Source organism: Methylobacterium sp. 142-1Y (assembly GCF_057747795.1).
On the sequence record NZ_CM173224.1, the window covers coordinates 5,439,961 to 5,464,958 of the forward strand.

General features: G+C 66.1%; 20 protein-coding genes and 1 tRNA gene. 9 read left to right on the forward strand and 12 right to left on the reverse strand.

Translation table 11 applies throughout. From position 1 onward, the window contains the following. Positions 1–219 precede the first annotated feature (219 nt). Together AC3AOF_RS25015 and AC3AOF_RS25020 are read left to right on the forward strand one after the other, a co-directional pair. Positions 220–915: a Hint domain-containing protein gene (locus tag AC3AOF_RS25015; protein ID WP_488346793.1), complete on the forward strand. Its 696-nt coding sequence runs from the start codon at positions 220–222 to the stop codon at positions 913–915. A gap of 1,102 nt (positions 916–2,017) precedes the next feature. Further along, the gene (locus tag AC3AOF_RS25020) at positions 2,018–2,605 is read left to right on the forward strand and encodes a Hint domain-containing protein (RefSeq protein ID WP_488346794.1); all 588 of its coding nucleotides are present in this window, start codon (positions 2,018–2,020) and stop codon (positions 2,603–2,605) included. A gap of 211 nt (positions 2,606–2,816) precedes the next feature. Here the strand turns inward: AC3AOF_RS25020 and AC3AOF_RS25025 are convergent. The 3 genes from AC3AOF_RS25025 to AC3AOF_RS25035 all read right to left on the reverse strand — a co-directional run bounded on the left by AC3AOF_RS25025 (position 2,817) and on the right by AC3AOF_RS25035 (position 5,283). Then, a tRNA-Gly gene (locus AC3AOF_RS25025) sits at positions 2,817–2,890 on the reverse strand. A gap of 75 nt (positions 2,891–2,965) precedes the next feature. Beyond that, positions 2,966–4,393 (reverse strand): M48 family metalloprotease, encoded by a 1,428-nt coding sequence (locus AC3AOF_RS25030; protein WP_488349050.1) that lies wholly within the window; start codon positions 4,391–4,393, stop codon positions 2,966–2,968. Between the two features lie 89 nt (positions 4,394–4,482). Continuing rightward, a complete protein-coding gene (locus AC3AOF_RS25035) occupies positions 4,483–5,283 on the reverse strand; it encodes a DNA-binding protein (protein WP_488346795.1) in 801 nt (266 codons plus the stop codon). 506 nt (positions 5,284–5,789) lie between these two features. Between AC3AOF_RS25035 and AC3AOF_RS25040 the strand changes: the two genes are divergently transcribed. Continuing rightward, entirely contained in the window at positions 5,790–7,607 is a 1,818-nt protein-coding gene (locus tag AC3AOF_RS25040; RefSeq protein WP_488346796.1) for a DUF6538 domain-containing protein, read from the forward strand. Between the two features lie 22 nt (positions 7,608–7,629). Here AC3AOF_RS25040 and AC3AOF_RS25045 read toward each other — a convergent pair whose 3' ends face one another. From AC3AOF_RS25045 to AC3AOF_RS25055, 3 genes are all read right to left on the reverse strand, one after another. Beyond that, positions 7,630–8,115 (reverse strand): toll/interleukin-1 receptor domain-containing protein, encoded by a 486-nt coding sequence (locus AC3AOF_RS25045; RefSeq protein WP_488346797.1) that lies wholly within the window; start codon positions 8,113–8,115, stop codon positions 7,630–7,632. 360 nt (positions 8,116–8,475) lie between these two features. Further along, complete coding sequence (locus tag AC3AOF_RS25050; protein ID WP_488346798.1) at positions 8,476–8,811, reverse strand: hypothetical protein; 336 nt, start codon at positions 8,809–8,811, stop codon at positions 8,476–8,478. After that, complete coding sequence (locus AC3AOF_RS25055; RefSeq protein WP_488346799.1) at positions 8,801–9,052, reverse strand: hypothetical protein; 252 nt, start codon at positions 9,050–9,052, stop codon at positions 8,801–8,803. Before AC3AOF_RS25055 ends, AC3AOF_RS25050 begins: the two co-directional genes overlap by 11 nt. Before the next feature lie 259 nt (positions 9,053–9,311). On the opposite strand from AC3AOF_RS25055, the gene AC3AOF_RS25060 reads away from it, so the two are divergent. After that, positions 9,312–10,253: a hypothetical protein gene (locus AC3AOF_RS25060; RefSeq protein WP_488346800.1), complete on the forward strand. Its 942-nt coding sequence runs from the start codon at positions 9,312–9,314 to the stop codon at positions 10,251–10,253. A 129-nt stretch (positions 10,254–10,382) separates the two neighbouring features. Here AC3AOF_RS25060 and AC3AOF_RS25065 read toward each other — a convergent pair whose 3' ends face one another. From AC3AOF_RS25065 to AC3AOF_RS25080, 4 genes are all read right to left on the reverse strand, one after another. Continuing rightward, positions 10,383–14,570 carry a hypothetical protein gene (locus AC3AOF_RS25065; protein ID WP_488346801.1) on the reverse strand — a complete coding sequence of 1,396 codons (4,188 nt, stop codon included), beginning with the start codon at positions 14,568–14,570 and terminating at the stop codon, positions 10,383–10,385. Between the two features lie 484 nt (positions 14,571–15,054). Then, positions 15,055–16,434 (reverse strand): hypothetical protein, encoded by a 1,380-nt coding sequence (locus tag AC3AOF_RS25070; RefSeq protein WP_488346802.1) that lies wholly within the window; start codon positions 16,432–16,434, stop codon positions 15,055–15,057. Continuing rightward, positions 16,418–17,095 (reverse strand): hypothetical protein, encoded by a 678-nt coding sequence (locus AC3AOF_RS25075; protein ID WP_488346803.1) that lies wholly within the window; start codon positions 17,093–17,095, stop codon positions 16,418–16,420. The genes AC3AOF_RS25070 and AC3AOF_RS25075 overlap by 17 nt, the downstream gene beginning before the upstream one ends. An 86-nt stretch (positions 17,096–17,181) precedes the next feature. Beyond that, positions 17,182–17,919, reverse strand: a complete 738-nt coding sequence (locus AC3AOF_RS25080; protein ID WP_488346804.1) for a hypothetical protein — start codon at positions 17,917–17,919, stop codon at positions 17,182–17,184. A 255-nt stretch (positions 17,920–18,174) separates the two neighbouring features. On the opposite strand from AC3AOF_RS25080, the gene AC3AOF_RS25085 reads away from it, so the two are divergent. The 5 genes from AC3AOF_RS25085 (at position 18,175) to AC3AOF_RS25105 (ending at position 21,584) form a co-directional block, all read left to right on the forward strand. After that, positions 18,175–18,453: a hypothetical protein gene (locus AC3AOF_RS25085; RefSeq protein ID WP_488346805.1), complete on the forward strand. Its 279-nt coding sequence runs from the start codon at positions 18,175–18,177 to the stop codon at positions 18,451–18,453. Between the two features lie 101 nt (positions 18,454–18,554). Next, entirely contained in the window at positions 18,555–18,935 is a 381-nt protein-coding gene (locus AC3AOF_RS25090; protein ID WP_488346806.1) for a hypothetical protein, read from the forward strand. Between the two features lie 46 nt (positions 18,936–18,981). After that, complete coding sequence (locus AC3AOF_RS25095; RefSeq protein WP_488346807.1) at positions 18,982–19,764, forward strand: hypothetical protein; 783 nt, start codon at positions 18,982–18,984, stop codon at positions 19,762–19,764. 3 nt (positions 19,765–19,767) lie between these two features. Further along, complete coding sequence (locus AC3AOF_RS25100) at positions 19,768–20,763, forward strand: hypothetical protein (protein ID WP_488346808.1); 996 nt, start codon at positions 19,768–19,770, stop codon at positions 20,761–20,763. After that, complete coding sequence (locus AC3AOF_RS25105) at positions 20,760–21,584, forward strand: DNA-directed RNA polymerase (protein ID WP_488346809.1); 825 nt, start codon at positions 20,760–20,762, stop codon at positions 21,582–21,584. Before AC3AOF_RS25100 ends, AC3AOF_RS25105 begins: the two co-directional genes overlap by 4 nt. A gap of 98 nt (positions 21,585–21,682) precedes the next feature. Here the strand turns inward: AC3AOF_RS25105 and AC3AOF_RS25110 are convergent, their stop codons facing one another. Together AC3AOF_RS25110 and AC3AOF_RS25115 are read right to left on the reverse strand one after the other, a co-directional pair. Next, positions 21,683–22,855: an AlbA family DNA-binding domain-containing protein gene (locus AC3AOF_RS25110; RefSeq protein ID WP_488346810.1), complete on the reverse strand. Its 1,173-nt coding sequence runs from the start codon at positions 22,853–22,855 to the stop codon at positions 21,683–21,685. 677 nt (positions 22,856–23,532) lie between these two features. Continuing rightward, positions 23,533–24,216: a recombinase family protein gene (locus tag AC3AOF_RS25115; RefSeq protein WP_488346811.1), complete on the reverse strand. Its 684-nt coding sequence runs from the start codon at positions 24,214–24,216 to the stop codon at positions 23,533–23,535. Positions 24,217–24,998 lie beyond the last annotated feature (782 nt).

Here is a 24,998-nt window from a genome sequence, read left to right on the forward strand (position 1 = left end):
ATGCAAATATACAATGTAGATATCAGAATAAGAGACGCAATATTTGCTCCTACAACGGCACGAAGCATATTTGAAAGCGGACCCAATGCTTATAATGTGGGTTTTTCATATGCTACATCAATTTATAATAGCTATAATCTGAATTTTAGCTGGGAAACTAGAGAGCCGTCATCATTATTAAATATGAATTATTACGCTAGCAACACATCGAGCGTGGCTATGCCACCCGTAATCACGGATGCGCGGGCTGCATCTGTACCCGTAGCGACGACTCCTGTCTGCTTCTGCACCGGCACGCAAATCCGCACGGCGCGCGGTGACGTCGCCGTCGAGAACCTGCGGGTCGGCGATCGGGCTGTGACCGCCTCCGGTGCCCTTCGGCCTGTCACCTGGATCGGGCACCGCCGTCTCGACGCGCAGGGCCGCGTCGTGCCTCATGACCAGCAACCGATCCGCGTCCGCGCCGGTGCCTTCGGGCCGGGTCTTCCCGCCCGGAACCTCTCCCTTTCCCCCGGCCACCCGGTGCTCGTCGGGGCGGATGCGGATGGCGCGGGCGGCCACCTCGTACCGATCATGTGCCTGATCAACGGCACCACCATCGTCCGCGAGCCGGTCTCCTCGGTCACCTACTGGCATATCGAACTCGACGCCCACGACATCCTGTTCGCCGAGGGCCTGCCCGCCGAGAGCTATCTCGACTGGGGTGATCGCCCGTTCTTCACCGAAGGCTCCGATCACGCGCTCCACAATCCCGACTTCGTCGTGCCGGGCCTTGCCGCCCGCTGCCGGCCCGTTGCCGTGGACGGTCCGGTGGTCGAGGCCGAGCGCAGGCGCCTGTCGGGCGTGTTCGCCGCGTCGCTCGGAGAGGCCTGCGCCTGGGACGAGGCCGAGCGCTTCGCCTGGATCGCCGCGTAGTCCGGCCCGAAACGCCCCGCCCGGCGCTGCCGGCGGGGCCCAAGGGTCGTGTCGGGCGGGAGGACGCTACGGCGTCTTCACCAGGACAGGACGCATAAATCCCCGAAGGACCAGAGGCCGGACGACTTCCCGCAGCGGGTTTAAGGTGCACCGGGAACGCGAGCCCAGCGTGACGTCAATCCACGCCCTTGCTCTGCAAGGGGGGAAAGCTGGAGCGGGTGAAGGGAATCGAACCCTCGTATTCAGCTTGGAAGGCTCAGCTAAGCCTTTGATCCTGCTGCGCCTCATTCCTCGTCGCGAACCTATCCACCATGCCCTGGGGAGGAGTTTCGAGTGCGATGATGAACCGCTAAGCCGTCGATTGATCGGGTGGGAGCGGATGTCCGTTCCGGCCAAGCCCCCCATTCGGGCGCCCTGCCCTACCGCTGTCGATCACGCGACGTGGCGGCCTGACTTCCCCTGGAGGATAATTGCACTTCGTCATCTGTTAGGATGCGCCATGGCCGGATGGATGGAAAGCAGTAACTATCCGTGGGGCCAGGCGATGTTCTCTTTTTGGTCTACGGTTCGTTGTTTGTTTGCAACTCTTAAATTGGATGTTGCGGGACAGATTGCAACCTGAAAAATACATAATATGAAAATTGAGTGCTCTGGGGAGAACGTCGTGGCCACCGTTTATTCTTATTCTTTTAGCTCACAGCTTATAAACCAGAGCGACGGAAGTACCATTCCAGCGAGCGGATCGTTAATCATTGATTACAGCAATATGCGAGTTTATGATATAAATATCATAGCGGGCGGCAAAATAATTTCCAGCGGGACTGTCCTTAAGGAATTCAATATCGATAGAACCACATACTATAATATTAATTTAACCCAAGGGCAGCCTTCAGAAGATTATAGTTATCTCAATTTATTCATAAAATCGCCATCAGATAGCGTCTTTTATAATGCTAGATATACAAGAATAATTTTCGACGGCAGCACTTCACCACCGACCTCAACCTTTACACAGGCGCAATCCGCAGACATTGCAGCAAACCCTGTCGCCGTATGCTTTGTCACAGGCAGCCGGATCAGCACGGCGCGCGGCGACGTGGCGGTGGAGGATCTATGGGTCGGCGACCTCGCCGTCACCGTCTCCGGCGCCCTGCGACCCGTCACCTGGATCGGGCATCGCCATCTCGATGGACGCGGCCGGACCCTGCCTCACGACCAGCAGCCGGTCCGCATCCGCGCCGGTGCCTTCGGGCCGGGGCTGCCCGCCCGGGATCTCCGCCTCTCCCCCGGCCATCCGGTCCTCGTCGGGGCGGATGCGGATGGCGCGGGCGGCCATCTCGTGCCGATCATGTGCCTGATCAACGGCACCAGCATCGCCCGCGAGGCGGTCTCCTCGGTCACCTACTGGCACGTCGAGCTCGATGCTCACGACATCCTGCTCGCCGACGGCCTGTCCGCTGAGAGCTACCTCGACTGGGGCGACCGTCCGTTCTTCACGGAAGCCTCCGATCACGCGCTCCACAATCCGGACTTCGTCGTGCCGGGCCTTGCCGCCCGCTGCCGGCCCGTTGCCGTGGACGGTCCGGTGGTCGAGGCCGAGCGCAGGCGCCTGTCGGGCGTGTTCGCGGCGTCGCTCGGCGCCGCTTGCGCCTGGGACGATGCCGAACGCTTCGCCTGGATCGCCGCGTAGGCCCGGCCCGAAACGCCCCGCCCGGCGCTGCCGGCGGGGCCCAAGGGTCGTGTCGGGCGGGAAGACGCTACGGTGTCTTCACCAGGACAGGACGCATAAATCCCCGAAGGACCAGAGGCCGGACGACTTCCCGCAGCGGGTTTAAGGTGCACCGGGAACGCGAGCCCAGCGTGACGTCAATCCACGCCCTTGCTCTGCAAGGGGGGAAAGCTGGAGCGGGTGAAGGGAATCGAACCCTCGTATTCAGCTTGGAAGGCTGCTGCTCTACCATTGAGCTACACCCGCGGCGGCTGCCCAGATAGCACGGTCGATCCGGGTTGAGAAGCGGGGCAACGGCACGGATCGCCCCGTTTCCGCGCCCTACTCGACCACCAGCTTGTAGGGCAGGCCGGCGCGCACCGGCACGCCCTTGTCGAGCCCGTTGAGGACCTGGAAACGCTCGAGCGGCCGGTCGACCGCCGTCATGCGCTGGGCCAGGCTCTCGACGGTGTCGCCGGCGGCGGCGGTCACGACCTGGATGCGCAGGGGCTTGAGGCTGCGCGCCTCCTCCGGGGTCACCAGGGCGATGCTGGCGAGCCAGCGGCCGAAGGCGGGCTCCGGATCGGTCGCGCCCTTGGCGGCCATGATCATCCGGAAGGTGTTGGAGCCGACCCGTACCGCGGCGAGGCGGAAGAACCACTCCTTGCCCTTCGACACCGCCGTCACGGCCGGAAAGCCGTTCAGCATCCGGTTCTCGAAGCTCCCGGTCTCGATCGCGTCGTTCCAGGTCGCCTTCAGCACCTCTTCGAGGCCCTGGCCGGCATTGGTCTCGACGGCGTCGAACAAGAGGCGGCTCTTGCCGTCCGGGGTGGTGCCGAGCACCGCGCGGGCGGTGTTGTCGAGCCCGAAACCCTCCGGCGCCTCGAAGGCGACGCCGAGGCGTGGATGGATGAAGCGGCGGCCGCGGATCAGCCCGTCGGCCGGGTTGTCGCCGTAGGCGATGCCGTCGATCGCCGCGAGGTAGCGGTTGCGGTCGTCGACGCCGAGGCCGGGGGCGCCGATGCGCCGCGCGGCCTGCGTCACCTGGGTGATGCGCTCGGGCGTGCTCGGATGGGTCGCCAGCATGTCGGGCTCGGAATTGAGCCCGGACCCGGCGCGGAGCGCAGTGGTACGGTTGAGCGCGGTGAGGAAGCGCGAGGCCCCGAACGGGTCGTAGCCGGCGCGGGCCAACGTGCGCACCCCGGTCTGGTCGGCCTCGAATTCCTGGCTGCGCGAGAAGCGGGCCAGCACGAAGCGGGACTGGTCCTGCAAGAGGGCGCCGGTCGCGGGATCGTTGAGCACGTCGGCCACGACCTTGCTGACGAGCTCGGAGCGGAGCGCCATCTCGGTGCGGGCGCTGGCGTGGCGCAGGGTCACGTGGGCGATCTCGTGCGCCAGCACCGCGGCGAGCTCCGAGGTGTCGTCGGCGAGCGCCAGCAGGCCGCGGGTGACGTAGATCCGGCCGGTCGGCAGCGCGAAGGCGTTCACCACCGGCGAATCGAGCAGCGTCACCGCGTAGGTCTCGTCCGGGCGCTCCGTCGCCTTGACCAGGCGGTCGGTGACGTCGCTGACGAGGCGCAACGCCGACGGCGCCTTGTACTCGCCGCCGAACGAGGCCACGAGCTTGGCGTGGTCGGCGTCGTTGGCCGGCCGGTCGCGCCCGGTGGTGCGCGGCGCCTCGGGCGGCACGACGGCCGCCACCGGCGCCAGCGCGCCGGTCTGGTCCGACGTGCAGGCGGCGACGAGCAGCGCCAAGACCGTCGCCGGCATGATCGCCGCCGCCGGCACGATGGCTGCCGCTGACAAGATGGCCGCGCCCCCGGCCGGCCGTGTTCGCGTGAAAGACCACCCCATGGCGATCAGCGCCGCGGCGCCTGCTCCTCGTCCAGCATCTCGATCATCTCGGCCGCGCCGATATCCAGAGTCGGCCCGCGCCACAGCTCGACGATGCCGCGAGCCCGCACGCGCCGCCCCCGAAGCGCCGGGGAAGAGAAACCACGTTCGAGCATGATCCGCCAAGTGCGTTTCGACACCGTGACCGTAACACCTTCCGCACCGAAAGGGGCGAAGTTGAGGTAGGTGCGGCGCTCGCGCTCGCCGACGTTGCGCACCCTCCCCTCCACGACCGCGAATCGGCCCACCATCGTCGCGAGCCGCGCCACCTCCTCGGTCGGCACCGGGGGTGCCGCCGCCCAGAGCCCCTGCCCCCGGCGGCGGGCCGCGTCCTCCAGCGCCAGCAGGCCGGGTCGGCACAGGCTGTCGCCCTCCCCGGCATCGACCGCGACCAGCCCGGCCGCCACCAGCCCGCCGGCGAGGTCGGCCGGCTCCCCACCCTGTGTGGCGGCGTCCAGGACGATTCGGCCCCAGCGGTCGGGCTCCGGCGCCTCGCGGGTGGCGAGCGTCCGGCCCGCGAACCCGGCGAGCCAGGCCCGCGCGGCCTCGGCCGCCGCCGGGTCGTCGGGCCAGCGCACCCCGTCGAGGCGCGCCCGCCGCCCGGAGGCGAGGACGAACTCGCCCCGCGCGGCCACCGCCTCGATCCGGTCCTCTGCGGCGATGCGGCCCCGGCAGGCCGGCGGCTCGCGCCCGCGCGGGCTCGCCGCCGCCGCCCCGGCGAGGAGCGCGAGGCCGAGGCCGAGACTTGCCGCGATCCGTCCTCTCATGGTGGAAAAGCCCGTGGTGAATGCCTGCCCGCCGCCTCATCGGCGAGGTTGGCGGAAAGCGGTCGGGATGGTAAGAGGCTCGCCGTGGGTCTCCGTAGCTCAGCTGGACAGAGCACAGGTTTCCTAAACCGAATTGGGCGTCGCGCCGGGAAACCGCGCGGCGGATCCGCTCAAAGTCGGGGAAAGCGTCGAGCCGTTCGCGGAGTCACGCCGATCCCGAGCCAAGCCCGGCCGCCAGGTCGGGAAGGTGTAGAGACTAGACGGGCGGCACCTAAGGGCTCTTCGAGGATTCTCGGGGGGCCTACGGTGAAGGGATAGTCCAGACCACGAACGCCTCGCGGCGGCGGCGAAAGCCGAAGTGGTATGAAACCTGGGGTCGCAGGTTCGAGCCCTGCCGGGGACGCCACATCCCGCCAAGCCTTTGTGCTGGCTGAAATTCTGCTAAAATCAGTGCCTTGCGGGCCGCCGGTCATACAAACTGGCGGTGCAAACGGGCCATGGGCTTGATGAACTACCTCCTGCGGGACAGGCACGGCACCTACTATTTCCGGCGGGTGATCCCGGCCGAGCTGCGGCCCTTCATGCCTGCCCCGTGGACCGGGAAGGCGAACTGGAAGCAGAGCCTCCAGACCAAGGACCCCGTCACCGCCAAGCGAGCCCAGGCCCGCCTCCTCTCCCGCTGCGTAGCGGACTTCGAGGAAGCCGAGCGGGCCAAGCTCGAGGGTCACGCCAAGCCAGGCTTGCGGCAAGGTGCCGCCCTCCCCCCGGTGGCGGAGATCGAAGCGGACTTCCTCTCGGGGCTCCTGGAGGAGGACGCGGCGCACCGCAGCTCGGGTGATTCGCGCCGGCAGCATCAGACCGCGGCGGAGCGGGCGGAGTGGGACCATCTGGCGCCCCTCAACCTCGCCGGCCGGGGGATGGACGCGGCTATGCACCACGTCTACGGCGATGAGCTGGAGATGCTGGCGGCGGACTTCGCGAATGCCCAGGCGCGGCAGGACCCGAGCATCGTCCATGCGGACCTGAAGGCCCTACTCCAGCGGACCGGGGCGGTGCTAGACCCCTCCTCCGATGAGTACCACGAGGCCGGCCTTGCGATCCTCCGAGCCCATGTGCGGGCCTATGAGCTGAAGCTGGAGCGCCAGCGGGGGAAGATCGTTGCCACCCCTGCCCCGAGCGCCGACAGGGGGCCGAAGCTGTCCGAGGCATTCGAGGCCTGGAAGGCAGGGAGCGGAACCCGAGGGAGCCGGAAGCCGAGCCCGAAGACTCTCCTGGAGGCGGTCTATGCGGTCCGCCGCTTCACGGAGTGGCATGGTGATGCCCGTCTGGGCGACATCACCCGTGCGATGGGCCGGGAGTTTGCCCTTGCGCTGGCGAAGGTTCCGACCGGCCTCCCGGACAGCCTGCGCCAGACGCCTCTCCGCGAGCTGGTGAAGAGGGAGAAGGACTTGGCCCACCTCCCCCCGGTCCACTCCGGCACCATCAACAAGTCGCTCAACATCCTCTCGGCCATCGTCAGCCACGCCGAGGCAGGCGGTGAGCTGGACGCGGTGCCGGGGGGCTTCAGGAACCCCTTCGGCAAGGGCGTGAAGCTCGACACGGACCGGCGCGAGGCGGACCCGAGGCAACCCTTCAGCGCAGCGGACCTGAAAAGCATCTTCGGTGCGAGGGTCTTCCAAACCGGCGAGCGGCCGACCGGAGGTGCCGGCGAGGCGGCCTTCTGGCTCCCGCTCCTGGCACTGCTCTCGGGTGCCCGCCAAGGCGAGCTTGCCCAGCTCCGGGTGATGGACCTGGCGGAGGATGCCGAATCAGGGGTCTGGTACCTCGACATCGGGACGGCCGGCGGGCGGAGCATCAAGACCGCCTCGTCACAGCGCCGGGTCCCGCTGCACCCTGCCCTCGTGGATGTCGGCCTACTCCGCTACCGGGCGGGCCTCGTGGCGGCTGGAGCCAAGCCTGAAGCCTCCCTCTGGCCGGCCCTCAACATCGAGCGGGAGGCGCAGCCGGCGGGGGCGTGGTCGAAGTGGTTCACTCGCTTCCTGCGCAAGACGGTCGGCATCGCGGACCCAACCAAGGTCTTCCACTCGTTTCGACACACCTTCAAGCGGATGGCCCGCGATGCGGGGCTGCATGAGGAGATGCACGATGCCCTCACCGGGCACGCTGGAGGCGGAGGCGTCGGGCGGGGGTATGGGAGGGGCTTCGGGCTCAAGGCGATGGCGGCCGAGATGGCGAAGATTGAGGCCCCTGAGGTGGTGCGGGGTCTGAGGTGGTCTGAGGCGGGGTCTGGCGAGGCGGCGGGGGCGAAAAGCGAAAACCGATAGTCCGGCCGCGTAGGCTGCCGACCTAGGGGGTAAGCACCTCGGCGAGCTTCGCTACAATCTCCGTCATCGGGTCTTCTGCGGAGTCCAGACCACTTCGGGATGCCAACATGGGACTGACATTGTTCAGCGCCTCGAAAGTCACTCCGTGAAGGATCGGGATGAGCCTCTCACCTCTGAGGAGAACCGAAAGCTCTTTGTCGGCGATGCCCTCTTTTCGCAGGCGGTCCAGCAGCGCGGGAGTTACCAGCACAATCCCAACTCTCGAATTCGCTAAGCCCTTGTCGATGGCCCGCATCAACGGCACACCGAGACCAACGTCCTTCTCACTGAACCAAACTGAGACGCCGCGGGCTACGAGGAGGTCGTGAAGCTCCTTAGCGGCTCCCTGCCGGTCGTCCCAAGCATGACACAAAAAGGCGTCTCGAAGGTCAGGCTGCTTCTGCGCAAGGTCCTCAACGCTCTCGCGGATCGGCGTGAGTGCTCGTACTTGCGCAGGCGTATAGAGCACGGGTGAACTTGTTCGCGACCAGCGGGGCTTGGAGCCTCTGCTACTGCCTCCCCCGCTAGCGCTTCTGCCGCCGCCGATGCTTCCAGAAGAGGAATAGGAGGGATATGAGGGGTAAGATGGATACGAATATGACCTGTAGCCACCAAAGCGGTGACGACATGCGGGGCATGCTGCTGCGGCGCTAGCCGAGCGATGACCTTCTTTGGGCGCAGTGCATCTAGCCATGCGATGATTTTTGCAGCCTTTAAGCGCTCACGAAAAGCAGCCCACTTTCTCAGTCCTCGATTCGGCTGTGGATAACAGAGTCCCGGGGTCAGCCGGCAGGACAGTGATGACGACCGTAAAGTGTTCTGAGCTTGGTCACCCCTTCCCGCCTTGCACCAAGCGCAGCTTCATGACCCCCGGAGGCAAATCCGGCGGTCTCCCGGGCCGCTCCAGGTCCACGAAATACGCCTTGCACTTCGGCACGTACTGGCTCTTCGCCCTTGCCCTCGGCACGTCCCGCCAGGGGCAATCCATCGCGATCCGGTCCAGCACTTCCTCCAGCGGGGTCTCAGGGCCGAACTTCGCGGCCAACCTCGCGAGCCGGTAGCTCCCCTGCCGATCGGGGCATTGAGGGCAGCCTACCCGCACCACCACGTAGGGGTAGGCGGCAAGGTTGCTCGGCCGGGCCGGTGGCGGATCGTCAAAGCGCATCGCCGATGTCGTCAAGGCGCCCACGGACGAAGCCCCGGGAGATGAGGCGGGAGCGTTCACGCGTCCGGCGCTCGGCCTCCAGGAGGTCCGCCAACGCATCCGTGATAGCGCACCGGAGGGCAAGCGCGAGGTCGCCTGAGGTCTGCGAGAGGTAGGCCGCGGCAATGGCCTCGACGGGGCATGAGGTACCGGCGGGAGCGGAGGACGGGCCTTCAGCGGGTCCGGTGTGTCTCGCCAGCATCGTGTGCCCTCCGTCCGAATCATTGAGAACGAAGAGGGAACACGCCACGGGCCGGTTGGTTCGGTCAAGGCTGGCGGGCCGGGCGGAGAGGTCATGCTCGCCTTGTCCCGCTCTGCGCCGCAAGCAGCTTCATCGGCCATCCAATGCGCCCCGGCACATTCCTCGCTGCGTTCTTCCTTGCGGCCTTCCCTGGCTTAGCTTAGGCGCATTAAAGCGCGTTTATGTGACTGTAGGGACGGCAATGGATCGACGGTTGATCGTGCTCCTAACCGCCATCATCGCTTTGGCAGGCCTTGCCGTTTGGCGTTCAGCGGCACTTCAAATCGCGAGCAACATTGAGCACCAGCAGAGTGCGCAGAGCATCCGGGCTAAGGTCTCAGGCAACCCGGCTGTTGAGCCTCGCGGAGCCTCGAAGCTAATTTCGTCCGCCTCTCCAGAAATCGAGCCCAGACGTCAGGGTGAGCAGGAATGGGACTACGGCAAGCTGACGGACTGGGTATTAATTTTCTTCAATGCCTTATTGGTCGTCTTCACACTCCTACTGTGGCGATCCACTGACAAGCTTTGGAAGGCGGGCGAGAAACAAATCCAAGTCGCCCGTGATGCCGCCAACGCTGCCAACGAATCCGCCATTGTTGCCCGGAACACACTAATAAATAGCCAAAGGCCTTGGATTATCGTCGGCGCAGAGATCGTAGACGAAGGTATAAAATTTGATGATATTGGTATTTATATGGATGTTAAATTGAGTTTGAAGAACATCGGCAACGCAATCGCTCTGAAAATATCTCCAAATGCTGAGATTTTTGCTGGCGGGCAGCGCGGGGCTTCCATTCTGGAATGGCGAGAGTTCATCGCAAAATCAAAAAATAGAGGCTTGCCGTATGGCCTTCATCTCGCTCCTAGCGACAGTATGCCAAATGGGAGCGATGGAAAAACTTTAAAGATATATCCAAGAGCAACAATATTTCAGCATCCCTGGGTTAGCGATTTGCTAAAATCGGATGATGTTCAGCTTTTTGTTTGCCTATGCGTGACTTACACATTTCCATCGGATATGAATGAAGTACACCACACCAGTTTATTTATGCATGTGACAAAGAAAGATAATGGCACTATCTCTCCGAAAGAGTCTACAATAAATGCAGATGATCTAATTTTAAAAGAAGATGCGGGAGCCAACTTTATTAGTATTGATTAACTCTGTACGCTTGCGCGGCGCCTTAGTCCCAAACATAATTTGCGCCACTTAGGTCATGCGAGGTGGTGGCAGCGGCGAGGAGGAACCCGAAGGCACCTCCCCGCCACCATCACGCCCTCAGTGCCAAGCTTACTGCTGCGTCGGCAGGACCCCGCTCAGGTCCACCCCTGTCGCCCTGCCCAACTTCTCCAGAGCCTCGGCGCCGGTCGCCCGATCCGACTTCACGCCATCCTTCGCGGCCACCGCAGCACGGCCCTTGAGGGTCTGCTGGTAGACCGCCTGCCGGACGTTCGGGTCCGCCATGAGCAGCTTCCCGGCCGCCTCGCGGTACTTAGCGACCGTCCCGGTGAACATCGCCTGCTTGGTGCCCTTGGTCTCCGCCTTGCCGTCCGGCGCCCTCTGGTAGGCCGCGGTTCGCATGATGCGCTCTACCGTCGCCTTCATGCTCGGCCCCCGCGGCAGGTGCCCAGCAAGCTCCTGATAGCGGTCATAGGCGTTCCGCCCGTCCGCCGTGCGCACATCACGGAGGTCCACCCCGCGGAAAGCGGAGTCCGGTGGTCCGAACGGCATCATGCCCGCTTCGTCCACCATGCGCCGCACTTCGGCGTCCACCAGACCCCCGGCCCCGGTAACCCAGAGGCCCTTATGGACCGTCAGGGGATCGCCAAAGATGTCGCGCTGCGGCGGCAGGCGGTCGGACAGTCCCGGCACGGTGGCCTTGATCTTGTCCACCACGCTCCGGGTCTCCCGCATCAGCGGGTCCGGGTTGATGAACCGCAGCCCCGAGGCAAACGGGACGAAGTTGGCCGCCATGCCCCCCGCCACTTTCCCGAGGCTCCGGTCCGGGGTCCTCAGCACATCGAGCGCGTCATTGAGCGAGGTCAGGTAGGTCTTCTGCCCGAGCTGCTTGACCAGGGAGAGGAAGACCCCGCCGAGGGCCGCCACCGCCTGCTCCCTGGGGCCGTCGCCATCATGGTCCCGCTCCAGGATATCGACCACGTCCGCCATGATGCCGAAGGGCATGGCGATGGGATCGTAGCGGCCGAAGTTCACGTAGGCGGGCCTCCCGTCCTCGCCGGGGATGACGAAGCTGTAGGGCTGCCAGCCGGTGGCCATCAGCGTCTTCCGCTGTTCCGCGTCATCCGGTCCGCCCCCGGTCACGTAGCCCGCATGGGTGAGCATGGCGGCGGTGCCCATGAACAGGGAGCCCATCGCCGCCTGCCCGATGGCCTGGGCCTGCTTCTCAGCTCCCATCTCGCCCTGGATCATCTGGCGGAACTCCCGCTGCGCCAGGTTGAGCCCCGGGGTCATCTTCCAGCCCATCCGAAGCACGTTGGTCGGGGTCTTCACGAACGGCACGATGAACTTCAGGGCTGGCACGGAGCTGGTCCCGGACGATACCCACTTGCCCAGCGTGTTCGGGAGGAGGTCTTGCTGGAAGGTCGCAATCTGGGCCTCTTCGAGGGCCTTCAGGTCCACCGCCCGGCCGGCATCATCGAAGGCAGCATTGAGCGTCTGGCGGACGTGCTCGGTGAGCGCCGGGCCCTCTAGGCCAGCCTCGATGCCCTGGCCGTGAGCCGCCGCCATGACCTTCGAGCGGTAGACCACCTGCTTGACCAGCTCATCCACGGAGCCGAGGGCGCGGGTGGGCAGGCCGGCCGCCTTCATGAACCCCGTATAGGTGTTGGACAGGATGTTTGGGATCGAGTCCCACTGCTTGTACCCCTCGGCCACCCAGTTAACCGAGCGGCCCGCCGAGCTGGCGGTTACCTCCGCCGTGTTCGGGGCGAGGATGCTGTCCCCGATCTGCCAGGTACGGACGGCATCACGCCAGGCCTCGTGCAGCGAGCCGGCCATATAGGCGTACTGCCGGGCGTTCTCGGCAACCCGGGCCATGTCGCCCTGGACCGCCCCGCCGACCATCCGCTCCAGGGGTCTCCCGAACAGCATGTAGCTGTTGGTCGAGAGGTTCACGAAGTGGGTCCGCAACCCCCAGAGGAGATTGTTCACGTACAGGTAGGAGGCATCGTCCACCACCTTGGACCAGAAGCCCTGCCTGAGGAGCCTGTCGGCAACCCGCGGGTCCCGCCCCGCCGACTCGATGAGAGTCAGCATGTCAGCATCGGACAGCTTCGCCATCGCCGCCACGTCCTCGGGCGTATAGCCGAACTCGGCCCGCTGGCGCCGGAGGGTCCGCGCGGCGTTGGCCACCATGGCCGCGCTCTCGGCCCGCGCGGTGGCTGCCACCTGGTAGTGGCCCCGAAGCGCCTTCATGGCCTCCGTGAGGTCCCCGCCGAACTCTTCCAGCATCCCGAGCTTGATGCGGTCCGCGAGGTTCTGGGCATCCTGGGCAGCCCGCAGGGTGATGAGGTCCGCCGCCGCCACGTCCGCCACCAGCCTGTCCGCGTTCCTGCCGGCGAGCTGAAGGGCGCCCATAAGCATCTCGGGGTCATCGCCGTAGATGGCCACCCGCTGCTGAATGAGGCGGTCCTGCATGGCGTCCGAGCGCACGCCCGTGGGCCCGTCACCGCCCTTCGCCGCGGCAATCTCCCCGGCGAACTCATCGGCGACCCGGCGGATGACCTGGTCCAGCGATGAGGTGCCAGGGGCCGTGCCCGGCTCCAGGGCGAACTTCTGCCACGGGATGCGGCCCCCGTCGCCGAAGCGATACCCCCGATCGATGGCGCCTTCCCACCCGCCGGGCGAGAGGAGCTGTTCGGTATCGGCCCGGCTGTGGGCGATGAGGCGTTGCACCTGGTCATCGGTGATGTCGAGAAGCCGGGGAGCGGTGGTCTCGGCCTGGGCCGGCACGGAGCCGGATAGACCCCCTTCCTCCGTCCTCACCCCGGGCGGCACCTCTTCGGGCAAGCCTGACACGGTGGCGTCGCGGGTGCCTTGAGCCGGCATCGCGTCGGGCCCGTAGTCGATCGTCTCGCCGGCAGCCTCCCGCTCCGCCAGGGACCTCCGGGGGCTCCGAGCCGACATGGCGTCGGACTGGATGGCATCCGGGGCCTGGGCCGCGGGGGTCTCGGCGATCGGCGGCTTCCACTCCCGCCCGGCCGGCTGGATGCCGACCTCATGCACCGGCTCTCCGCCCCCGAGGTCGGCCGCCACGAGGCCTTCCTTCTTGATCCGCTTCGGGTCCGAGACGCGCATCATCCCGACGAGGCCCTGGTCCTGGAGCCCCCGGAGGCCCGACACCACGTCCTCGAAGGGGGTGCCGGGGAAGGCGGCCTTGAGGTCCTTGAGGGTGACCGCCAGGCTGCCGTCCGCGGTCTTCTCCTGGACGTAGCCCATGAGCTTGTCCGCGAGGGGCGCTTCGGTCGGTGGTGCTGCGGGTGTTGCCGGCGCCGGGACAGGAGTGGGAGGAGCAAGGGCTGCCTCCGCCTGGGCCACCGCCTCGGGGTGCTCCAGGCGCAGCGCCTCGACAGTCTCCGTATCGCCCTTGCTCGCGGCCAGCTTGGCGTCCTTGTGCGCCACGGCGGCGGAGAGGTCCTTCAGGGCGGCATCGGTCACCGCCTGCTCCCCGGACTTGAGGGCCTTGAAGCCCGCGACGCTCGCCGCGAAGACCCCCGCCAGGGCGGCATCCACGCCGATGGACTCCAGGGCGTTCTTCGTCCGGCCGAGCGCCGCGCTGTCCCCGGGCTTGCTGGCGAGGAAGTCCGACACCGGGTTCTGGAGGGCGGGGAACTTCTGGACCAGGTCCGACAGGCGGGGCCCGGAGGGGTCGAACGCCACTGCGCCCACCGCCGCCGCCTTGGCGGTCGAGAGGGCCGCGGAGCCCTTGCGGGTGGCCTCCAGGCCGCCGATCGCCCCGCCCACCGCCGGGACTGCCTTCGCGATGCCCACCAGCTTGCCGGCGCCGAGCATCCCGGTGGCGAACTGGGAGAGGCCCGACACGAAGGAGTTGGCGATGCTGGCGTTGCCGAGGTCCTTATCCAGGGTCTCGATGTTGCGCCGCAGCTCGGACTTGTCGGCCTCCGCGGTCTGGCCGAAGAGAAAGTCCTTCGTCTCATAGATGGACTTGGCGGCACCCGTGACGATCGCCCCGCCGATCTGGCCCGCGGGGTCCAAACGGTCGATAAGGCGGTCGGTGGGTGCCGACGCAGTGGTGGGCTCCGTGGATGCCGGCTGCGGGGCGACCCCCGAGGGGGCCGTCTGCGCCTGGGCGGGTATAGACCCCTGCACCGGGGGCAGGCCGTCTAGGAAAGCGTCCATGTCATCGCGAGGTGCCGGCGTAGCGGTAGGGGTGGCCTGAGGTTGAGCCTTCGGGGCCTCGGGCTCGGCCATGAGTTGGCGAAGTTCTTCGGGTGTCATGCGGTTGGTTTCCTCGTTCGGTGGGATGCGTCGAGCAGCCGAAAGGGCTGGCAACGAGGCGCCCGTGTGCGCCTTGCTGGGCTTCGCGGTTGCTGTTCGGCCGAGCGGGATGGCTAGCAGGACCCATCGAGCCCTCCGAAGCCATGCTCGGTGACGGTGACGATTGCTGCGGTGATGGACGGGGGCTCTACTCGCCTCCGATCCCGATACGCTTAGGGTCCTGGTGCTGGCGCAGAGTGGGCGCCTTCAGCATCACGACAGGGCCGCCTCATGCTCGGGCGGCGCGGCTTGGCCTCAGGCGGACCAAGCGGAGAGGCAGAGACGGTGAGGGCGATGGGACAGACCACCGCCACGGCTCCGCATGAAGGAGGCAGGGGTGTTGTCCCCTATCCTCCAATCCCGACCGCTCTGCCCTGAGGGCGGCGGTGAGGGGTGGCGGCACGTCCACTCCTAGGCCACCTGAAGACCTTTAGGTGGGACGTAATTAATACAATGATTTCAACGCGATAGGCAGGCGATGCCCCGTCACGGCCTCCGAGGCATCACCCATGATCGATGCAACTCGGTCAGCTTTGGATCGGGCGATCATCAACCCATCATGCATCGGCAGCGCAGGAATTCCCTCGGCGGTAAGCGCTAGGAGCGCCGATACCAACACTTGGGACTCTCGAAACATCAGGCGCAGCCCGATCCCAGTCTCGAAGATTGGCATCAGGTCTGGATGGCCCGCGAGGATTGCGGCCCGTACTTCCGCCGCGGAGAGGTTCGACGGAAACTCACCCCGGGTGCCTTTGGGAAATCGAGTGAGCGGGGTGTTACGACAGAGCATTGCAAGGGTGAATTTCTTCAGCCCCGGGCGCAGATGCAGCCCCGAGAGGTTCGGGACGGATGCGTAGAGGTCGCCCTGCGGCGGAGTGAGCCCGACCTCTGCGTATGCCAAGCGAAGGAACATCGCGGCAAAATCCAAGTCCGCGATCGGCTCTCCCTGAATACGGATGCTTTGTCTTCGTGAGGACGGAAGCGATTGCCACCACCCCCCGAAGAGGCGTCCACCATGGTCAAAGCGCTCAGTTCCCTCCGGGGAATCTGCGGGAATATTGAAGTAGCGACGCAGCAGGCGGATGCTGGTGATGACCGGCGGCCCATCGTCAGCCACCAAGCCAATCTCGGCCTCCGAGAGGGCCTTATTGATTTGGAGCATCTCCGAACGGAATCGGTCAGCGTCCTCGCAATCTTCGTAATCGATTAGCTCTCTTTCCTCCAAGTCGGCGGCGTAGTCTCGCGACTTGCGACTGAGGTAGATTGTCTCCCTCTCAAGTACCTGACCGAATTTCTCGGGGCCAAGACCGAAAGCCTTTAGGACTCGGTGATCGTCCAGGAAATTTGGTGACGCAGTTATCTTACTAGCAACGCCTTTGGTTTGCGACTTATCGAGCGTAATCAGGCCTGGAGAGAGTATCCTAAGGATGCGCGGCAGCCCTTTAAAGCCTGGTCTATCATAGCGAGTAACCGGCTGCTTTTCCGCGCGAAGACTAACCCCGCAGCTCGGCGGCCACACACCGATTGCGGCCGAGTAGGTTAGATTGGCGGCTATAGCCTGAAGTATCGCTTCAAGGTTGGCGCGATCGGCGGCTTTCATTGCACGCTGGCGGGGCGGCTCTGATAGCTCCCAGGTGGATGCAAGGTTACTGGCGATCGTCTGCGCCAGTTTGTTTCCACATGTCAGCCACGGGTCGAACATATGTTCGCAACGCGCGGCATCGTGTGCGTCCCGGGGATCGTCTGCCATATCACTCTGTTGTGTGACCCCCGCCATACGAACCGGACCGGCGTGGGCTCCCGTCCAGTCATCGAGTAGCAGCATCAGGGCCTCCCCGTGAAGCTGCCGGCTCGCGAGCCAGGGCGAGGATTGCGGGAAGGTGGTAGCCCTGGACGTGCTCACAGGCCTCCTCCAGCATTCGCCCGAGGTGCACGAGAAAGCGGCCGGAGCTGCGGGCATATCGGCGGTTTCGGGGCGGCAGGTCGGTGCTGGTCGTCGCGGCGGTCCTAGCGCACGCCTTCGCAGCCTGCACCCGGCGATAGTTCTCCGTCTCGCTGCCGGGCCGGACCGGGTCTTCTTCGATGGCACAGCACACCGCGAGGTAGTTCACCAGAAGCGTCTCCGGAGGCACCTCGCGGCGGCGCATGCGGGCGAGAGCAGCCCTGGCCTTGGCGTTGGGCGACATGCTGTAGGTATCCACCATGCGCTCTACCGGGCCCGCGTTGCGCATATTCTCGGCCAGAGCGAACAGCGCATGCACGATCCAAGAGTCATACGGGTTCGCCCGGATGAACCGGCGGGCTGCCTTGCGGTACGGCTCCAGATCGGAGGCCGAATAGGTCTTCTTCCAGTGGCAGCCGTGTCGGTTGTGAAGCTGGACGTGGTAGCGGCAGTAGGCGAAGGAGACCCCCCGCCCCGCCCGTGCCTGAGGCAAGCGCCCGCAGCCGACCACTGGGCAGTAGCGGAGAGCCCCGTCTGCACGCATGGCGGTACGCTCCTGTAGCTCGACAGTGGCCGGGCGAGGCCCGCGGGTGCGAGCCAGGTTGGCGCGAGACTCGTTGCCCCGGTGCTTCACGCCGCGTGCTCCACGCCGAGCGGTACCCGGCTGAGAAGGTAGTGGGCGAGGTCTAGGAGGGTTGAGAACCCGTCCGCGTCGATGGTCGGAGCGGGGAGCACCCCCGGGCGCTCTGCATGCAACTCTCGCCACCGATTGACACTGTCCTGCTTGGCCTCCGCGGTGCTGTAGAGGGCCAAACTGGATTCGCTGCCCGGGTCTTGTTCGTAGGTGGCGAGGTCCTGGCGCAGAGTGCTGCGGAAGTTCTTCGGCTCCTTCGTTTTGCGGTCCGGTGGCGTGTCGGCGGCAAGGCGCAAGAGGTAGGTCCGGCGCTTCTGTCCGTCTGGCCGGCTCCCGTGAATACGGAGGCGGACATAGTAGTAGCCACCCGTCAGGCCGTGCGGCTCAAGGGAAAGCCGTCCACCAGGTGCACACAGCAGCATAGAGAACGCTAGCAGAGCCGGGTTGAAGACGCGGGTGGTCGGCCCCTCGCGGCGAGGCTTCTGAAACGTCACGCGCACAACGGTTCGGCGCGGCGTCCGCATCACCTCGGGGCGACCGACGAAGCCAATCGACCACTCGTCCAGAGCCTCCAGAAGGAGGCCATCGTTTGGCTCGTCTGCATCCAGACCGGTTGCAGCGAACTTCGTGGCTTGGGCCATCCACTGCAAGATTTTGACGAAGGCAGTGGCGGGGGCACGCTTGCTCCGGGTGGGCACAAACCCGGCGTCGGGGACTGAGGATTGTTGGTCCATCGGGCTCCTTGCAGAGGGCGCTTCACCCTCTGTCGCACCCCTATATGTACCATCTAACATCATATTTCAAGGCGAATCAGGGTGGTCATAAGTTGACAGGACGCGCAGTCCGGGCCACGAATGTGCGACGGCGGGATGGTCCTGCCCGCGATCCCCCTCCCCGGGACCGCACCCAGCCACATCGCTGAGCCCGACCCGCGGCCCACCCATGGGTAAGCAACGGCGGAGCTTTGCTCAGAACCGGAACTGCCTCTGATGCTGCGTGAAATCGACTTCGCGGCGATCGATGTCGCACGCCTGAATGGCGCCGAGACCGCCCGCCATGCCGGCGAGGGTGATACCCTCGGGGCTTACCTCACGACTGAGCCGCCTGCTCTTCGTGGCGCCCCGATGCACCCTCGCTTCTACTGCGCCCACGTCGCCATCTTCTACGAACGCCAGGCCGTGGCTTCGGGCTGCCGCCGAGCGTGGGCCACGGCCGATCGATGGCACCGCCTCGACAAGGAAGGCCTGCGGCTCCCGGCCCGGTCCTGACGCTCCGCCTCGGGGCCTCTCTGCCGGGCTCGCCGGCATCTCGGGGCCTCGCACGGAGCGCCATCCCGGCGCTTCCAAGCTCACCAGCGAAAGCCACTCCTATGACGATGATGACGCGCGGGCACGCCTCGCCAGCGAACGGCGGCGCCTGCCTGAAGACCACCCGCACAAACCGACCGGCGGGCAAGCCCAGCCTCCGCATTCCGTCTGCCAAGGAGCGCCGAGCCGCCCTCCTGGCCCTTCCCGCCGGGGCCCGGGACCGCATCGGCCTCATCGCCCTCGACATGGTCTTCAATGCCTTCCTGTCCGGGGCCGCCTACGGGGACGAAGACCGGGTGCTCGGGGCTGACCTCCTGGCCATGCGCGACGCAAGCGAGGCCTGCGACGAGGCCCTGATGCAGCTTCACGAGGCCGTTGAGGCCGCCCTGCCAGACCTGTTCGGGGCGGCGGGCGAGGCCCCTCCCTGGACCGTCCAACACTGACGATCATCCCGCTTCCGCCCTACGACAACCTGAAGGAACCTGACCCATGACGATCCACCAGCGCCCCGTTGCGCCGGCCGATGCCGTGCGCCTTGAAGCCACCCTCGCGGCCATCGCCGTGCCGTCCGTGAAGCTCACCGACGCGGATGCCTCAGCCCACCTCGGGCGCCACTTAGACGATGCTTCTCCTGAGGAGCGCCAGGCCGCCATCGAGCGGTCGCGCCGGCTGCCCGAGCCTGGCGAGGTGCGGGCTGCTTGGCACACCTTGCCGACCGCCGTGCGGGACCAGATCGGGGAGGCGGCGCTGTTGCACGCCTTCTACTTCATCGTGGCCAACACGGAGGGCCGGGAGGTGGTTCTGGAGGCAGCCTTCCGATGCGAGGAGGTTTCCTCGGCTGGGCTCACCGAGTCCATGGTGCTGGCCGAAGCCGCCCTGCCGGCGCTGTTCGGAACCGCGGAGGCGGAAGCGCCGTGGGCTCGGAGTGAGGTCGTAGCGAAGGTTCCGGCTCAGGCCGCGGGGCCTGATGGTCTTCCCAGCCTCGATGCCATCGCCACCGCCTGGGACCGCCTCCCGTCCACTGCTCAACGCGAGGTCGGAACCCTGGCCGCCGCCTTCGCCCTCTACAGCCGCGTGGCTGACGACATGGGCTATCCCCTCGCCGATAGGTGGTTCGGGGGCGGGATCATCTCCCGGGCTGAGGCCGAGGAAACGCGGGTCCGTCCCCTGCTGGAGGATGCCGCAGCGCGGTCGTTGCCGGGCCTGTTCGGCACCTCGGAGGAGAAGCCGGCTTGGGCCCAGACCCTCACCACCGCCGGCCGGGAGGGCTGACCGATGCAGCTCGCTCACCAGCATCAGACCCACACCGCCGCCCCGTTCACCCTGCCCAGTCTCTCGCCGTTCCAGGTCGCCATCAGGGCCCACCGCGTCACCACAGCGAGGATCAACGATGTGGACGCCCGTAACGAGGACGAGGAGTCCGAGGCCAGGCTAGCAGCGCAGGACGCGGAGGATAGGACTTGGGCGGCGTTCCTCGCGGCTCCCTGCGCCGATCGAGCCGATGCCGCCGCCCTGCTGCGCTACGTCTCGTGGACTGTCACCCCTGGTCCCGCTGCCTGGCTTGCGGACAAGCTGATAGAGGCCCTTGCCGTCGCCCTAGGAGAGCACGCCACGCCCCCCGGTGACTGTGGCACAACCTCGCCCATCTCCCTCGCCGTCCGAGCCCACCAGCTCGCCTATCAGGCCCGTCAGGCAGCCTCAGCGTACCTGGATGCCACCGGCCAGCAAGCCCGCAAGACCCTCGCGTGGGCCGCTAAGGAGGCCGAGGACGATGCGGTCTCCGCCCTCCTGGAGACGCCTTGCAGCGACCTCCGCGGGGCCGGCGCCCTCGTGGCGCACATCGAGTGGTACCTCTCCGCCGCCGAGCAGCCCAGCCTAGTGGCCGCCCTCAAGGCCCGTGTTGCCGACATCCGGCTCTTCCTCGTGATCGGTCTCCCTGGGACGGACTGCGAGACGAACGCCCTCAATCTCGGCAACGCACTGGCGGCCTGTCGGGAGGCGTGGGCAAAGCTCCAGGCCACCACCGCGGAGGCCGGGGAGGCGCGGTGGGATGCCGAGGGCGATGCCCGAGAGTCCGCCTACGCCGTCCAGGAGGCTCCTTGCGGCTCCAGGGCGGACGCTGAGGTCCTTCGCGCTCACCTCCGCTGGTTCGTGCCGGAGCTGGAGCGGGCCGACCTGGACGGGGCGGAGGGGTTCCTGGCGGGGCTCAAGGCCCGGCTGGCGGACCTGGAGATGCTGCTCCCGGGCGAGCGCCAGGTGGTGGCCGCATGACGCCGACCGCTCCCGCCCCGGATGCGAACACGAGACTGGCCTTCGCGGCCGGCCCACCGCCCATGGTGGTCAACAGCGCGGTCCTGGAGGTCGCCCTGGAGGCTAGCCGGCGGCGGATAGACCTCCCCGGCATCCCGCCCGGGTCTCGCCTCGACCGCTACCTGTCGCCGCTCTCCGTCGCTCAGTTCGGCCCAGCGATGGCGGCGCAGGGCGATGACCTGGCCCGGGGTCTCCTCCTCTTCGCCGAGGGCAAGCTCGCGGCATTCGAAGACGGGGCGGGCGGCTGGCTCGGGGTCCACCTTTCGACATCCCTCGGCAACGAGGCTGCGGACGAGGTGGCGCACATCGATATGATGGTGGCGAGGGCTGACGATTGGCGCCGAATCGCGGCGGACCCTCTCGGGGACCTGGAGTGGGCCGCAGCGCCTCGCCCATGGTCCGCTCTGGCCGCCATCCTGGAGTTCGTGGCCATCCTTGACCGCCCGACCGATCGGCCCTTCGTCTCTCACCTGCCGGTGGCTCTCGATGCCGCCACCGTGTGTCGATCGGCTTTCACCGAGTTGGCGGAGGAGCTGAGCCGACCGGCCTATTACGCTGCGGTCGCCGCGGCGGCGGCTCACGGTGTGTCGCTGGTGAGCTTCGGGCCTGAGATACTGGCGACCCACGCGGCCGATGTCTGGTTGGCCTCCTTCCTAGCTGTGGACGCCTTCACGCGGCTGAAGCGGTTCGATGAGAGCGAAGTTCGACGGAAGGAGCGGGAGGCGTTGCAGGAGGTGAGGCGCCGGAGGAAGGCGGGCAGGCACTTGAGGCTACTGTCCTAACGCGCACACGGCCGGGCGGACCCTTGTGCGCTGGCCTTGGGCCGCCCCGCGCCTTTCCGAACTTCGAAGAGCAGGTGGCCCAGCCTAGCTAAGAGCCCTCAATCACGCTCGCCTACATACTTGCCAGTGGCGTCGAAGCTCAAGGACTTCTCATAGCCGAAGGCGTTCCAGAGTCGATCGAAGACTGGCCGTAGGACCTCCTCATCAGTCTGCTCGGCGCCCATAATGATAGCTTCCGGCAGCAGAAGTACATCTGAACGTAGGCTGCGCCTGATGCTGAACTCACGTCGCTCATGAACAAATTGATGCCCTCGCGCACCAATGATTGATAGGAAGATGTAAAGCGGAAAACCGATACCTTTCTCAGACAGCTTCTTTCGGAAGGATGGTAGCGCTTCCAACACGCGCCACTCAATGGCCGATGAGGGGATGAATGGCGTGCCACCACTGAGATAGCCGACGGTCGATCCACTCTCAATGATGCCGGATCGAAATAGGAGAGCAAAATTGAATGTGCCGCCAACTACATCATCACGCCCTGAATAAGTGGCATATCCTTCCATCGTGTGAATCGTATTTAGACCAGACATTGACCCGATAGGCCGCAAGAGGTCTCGGTGTGGGTCGATGTCGATGTCTCGTTCCGCTGTGAAGGCCTCCAGCGGCACGACATGGAGAACAGCTTTAGCGCCATCTCTCAAAACTACAGGTCCCTCGCCTGCCTCGATGATGCCAAGCCGTTCGTTCCTGAAGCGGCGGATACTCTGGTGCAGCCCCTCGGTGGCCAGGAAGGCGGCCCGCAGCTCGCCCACGTCCAACTGTGTCTTCCCTGCGTTGGTCCGGCCGTAGAAGTGCCCGTGACCGCGGAAGGTCACACGGTGCGGTCCTAGGTAGCTCCGCGGCGTCCTCAAAATCAGTAGCCCTTTGCCCTCCGATCCCGGCAGCCACCGCAGTTCCACCCGGGGCAGTCGAGGCTCCAGGCCCGTCCGCAGGGTGCTCTCCAGGCGCAAGACCTCCGCGTCCGGGTCAGGCAGCTCGATGCCAGGCGCACCCGTCGCCTCACCCTGAGCCTCCGTGATGCCGAACACGATGTCGCCACCGGCCGTGTTGGCGAGAGCGGAAACATCAGCCAGGAACTCCCGCTTGTCGTCATCCTTGCCGCCCACCGGGGCTTGCTTCAGGTCCAGGGTACGGCCCTCGCGAAGGCCGCCAGCCTGCACCATCGCCGCCACATCGCTGTAGGTCAGCCCATCGATTGGCTTCGGGAGCATGGCGGCACCTGTGAGGAAACGGGGCGGGGAAAGGAATGTCGCTTCAATCCTATGGGCTACCGAAGCCCTAGGCCACCACCAAGCTCCGTGCGCCCTCGCACATCCCGAAGGCCCCTCCCGCAGCTACCCCTTCCCTACGCCCGCAGGCCCATCCAGCCTGCCCCGGGCTCGGTGGCAGCCTAGTGCCCGCGTTCCGCCCCCTCGCGGGTGCCGGGCTGCCGCCTCTTCCCTCCTGCCGACCTCAAGTCGCCCCTCGGTATTCCGCACAGTGGGTATGACTAAGCTGCCGTATCTGGCCTCGCGCTTTGGGAGTATGCCCAAGTCTTGCGCCAGGGCAGCCCTAAGCCATGACTCCAGACAATCAAAACCATCTGCGCGTTGATCTTGAGGAGATCGCGCCAGGGGAGTTCTTCATCGCCGTGCGATTGCAGGATAGAAAAATAGCCAGCCTGTATCTCCGAGGGGACCGCCAGTCCGCGGAGGAGTTCCTTGAGGTAGCTCGCCGACGCATCTTGCTGACTGTCACCGGGGAGGAGCTGGGCGATACTCGCGAGATGGTAGCCCAGGAACTCGCGAGGCTGAGGGAGGACGTTCGGCTCCCTCGCAAGTAGCTTGCTTGCCCTCAGGCCTCCCACCGCGCCAGGGCCGCCTCTGCCTCCGAGACCCCTGGTCCTGGCTCACACCGCCACCCGCGCCAGGGCCCTCTTCACCGCCGTGGCGGTCCAAGACCCATTCCCCCTCGGCGTTGGGTGGCCCATCTCGTTGAGCCTCCTGGCCAGCTCCGAGAGGCCCACCACGCCATCCCCCTGCAACCGCTCCAGGACCGGCAGCACGGCAAAGGCCTTATGGTCCGCCTTCCGCTGCCTCACAGCCGTCGCCTTGGCCACATCCTCGGCCGTGGGAGGGGCTTCAGGCCGATAGCCCCGGTCGCCTCCGAGCTTCGTCCCCCTCGCCTTGGCAGCCGCTAGGGCCGCCTTGGTGCGCTGAGAGATCATCTCCGCCTCATGCTCCGCGAAGGCCACCAGGATGTGGACCATCAGCCGGTTGGCGTCCGGGAAGTCGCAAGCCCGGAACTCAACCCCGCTGTCCTTCAGGCTCGACACGAAGGCCACGTTGCGGGCGAGGCGGTCTAGTTTGGCGATGAGGAGCGTTGCGCCGGTCTTGCGGCACCGCTCGATGGCGGCCTGGAGCTGCGGGCGATCGGTCCGCCTCCCGCTCTCAACCTCGACGTAGGGCGGCTGGAGCAGCACGTCAGTGGGTCTGAGGTGGGCCTGGATGGCGGCTTGCTGGGCTTCGAGGCCGAGCCCGGAGCGGCCTTGCTTGTCGGTGCTCACGCGGCAGTAGGCGACATAGGCGGTCACGGGGCGGCCCTCGGCGGTGGTCCCCTCAGGCTGAGTCCCCGGACTCGCCGTGTCAATACCCATCGACGGACGATGATGTGTGGTGACAAAAGCAACCGATGGTGAGACCGGCGGGCGGCTTGGTGCTTCGGCGGCGGCGAGTGACGGGGCTCGATGGCACGGCGGGAGGACAGCCCAAGGGCGGGCAGGCGGCTGGCTGGATGGTAGCCCAAGGGGCGAGGCAGCGGTGCTCCTCCTGGCGCGGGGGGGGCGGGCTTCTGGGTGGCGTGGCGCCGGCCGGCTGCGGGCTCCCGGAGAGGCCCCCGTCCGGGTTCGCGTTCGCTGCGGAGGGAATGGCCGGGCGGGGGTACGGGGGGAAACTCTGATCCGCCCGCGCGAGGGTGTCTCCTCAGGTGGGTGACCCCTAGGCTTGGATCGGACCCGCCGAGGTTCGCTCTGGACCTCTACGCATCCAGGTCATACAATTTGCGGACGGAGGCGGGCCCGCAACGCATTGACTTAGCAGCAGAATTTCAATCGGGCGTAGCTCCCTGCCGGGGACGCCACGCTTGGGCCGGGCCGTTGTGCCGGCTGAAAAAATTTCTTTGGATCGAGATGTCGTCGATCGGCCGATGCGGACGGATCATGGACCCGCGTCGCATCCGGTCCGGGCAGTGCTCGTCCCGGCTGGATCATCGGCGGCGGGACATCCGCAAGCCCTGGCACGCCTCGGCGGCGATCCGGCCCTGACTGCTTGGTGTCCAGGGGTGAGGCTGCACCGGAACGGTGCGTCTCATATGGTT

Excerpts from the sequence above, each read along its gene's own strand:
- AC3AOF_RS25015 (WP_488346793.1), top strand. The coding sequence starts at position 220 with ATGCCACCCGTAATCACGGATGCGCGGGCTGCATCTGTACCCGTAGCG.
- AC3AOF_RS25030 (WP_488349050.1), bottom strand. The coding sequence starts at position 4,393 with ATGCCGGCGACGGTCTTGGCGCTGCTCGTCGCCGCCTGCACGTCGGAC.
- AC3AOF_RS25035 (WP_488346795.1), bottom strand. The coding sequence starts at position 5,283 with ATGAGAGGACGGATCGCGGCAAGTCTCGGCCTCGGCCTCGCGCTCCTC.
- AC3AOF_RS25040 (WP_488346796.1), top strand. The coding sequence starts at position 5,790 with ATGAACTACCTCCTGCGGGACAGGCACGGCACCTACTATTTCCGGCGG.
- AC3AOF_RS25050 (WP_488346798.1), bottom strand. The coding sequence starts at position 8,811 with ATGCGCTTTGACGATCCGCCACCGGCCCGGCCGAGCAACCTTGCCGCC.
- AC3AOF_RS25055 (WP_488346799.1), bottom strand. The coding sequence starts at position 9,052 with ATGCTGGCGAGACACACCGGACCCGCTGAAGGCCCGTCCTCCGCTCCC.
- AC3AOF_RS25065 (WP_488346801.1), bottom strand. The coding sequence starts at position 14,570 with ATGACACCCGAAGAACTTCGCCAACTCATGGCCGAGCCCGAGGCCCCG.
- AC3AOF_RS25070 (WP_488346802.1), bottom strand. The coding sequence starts at position 16,434 with ATGCTGCTACTCGATGACTGGACGGGAGCCCACGCCGGTCCGGTTCGT.
- AC3AOF_RS25075 (WP_488346803.1), bottom strand. The coding sequence starts at position 17,095 with ATGCGTGCAGACGGGGCTCTCCGCTACTGCCCAGTGGTCGGCTGCGGG.
- AC3AOF_RS25080 (WP_488346804.1), bottom strand. The coding sequence starts at position 17,919 with ATGGACCAACAATCCTCAGTCCCCGACGCCGGGTTTGTGCCCACCCGG.
- AC3AOF_RS25085 (WP_488346805.1), top strand. The coding sequence starts at position 18,175 with ATGCTGCGTGAAATCGACTTCGCGGCGATCGATGTCGCACGCCTGAAT.
- AC3AOF_RS25090 (WP_488346806.1), top strand. The coding sequence starts at position 18,555 with ATGACGATGATGACGCGCGGGCACGCCTCGCCAGCGAACGGCGGCGCC.
- AC3AOF_RS25095 (WP_488346807.1), top strand. The coding sequence starts at position 18,982 with ATGACGATCCACCAGCGCCCCGTTGCGCCGGCCGATGCCGTGCGCCTT.
- AC3AOF_RS25100 (WP_488346808.1), top strand. The coding sequence starts at position 19,768 with ATGCAGCTCGCTCACCAGCATCAGACCCACACCGCCGCCCCGTTCACC.
- AC3AOF_RS25105 (WP_488346809.1), top strand. The coding sequence starts at position 20,760 with ATGACGCCGACCGCTCCCGCCCCGGATGCGAACACGAGACTGGCCTTC.
- AC3AOF_RS25110 (WP_488346810.1), bottom strand. The coding sequence starts at position 22,855 with ATGCTCCCGAAGCCAATCGATGGGCTGACCTACAGCGATGTGGCGGCG.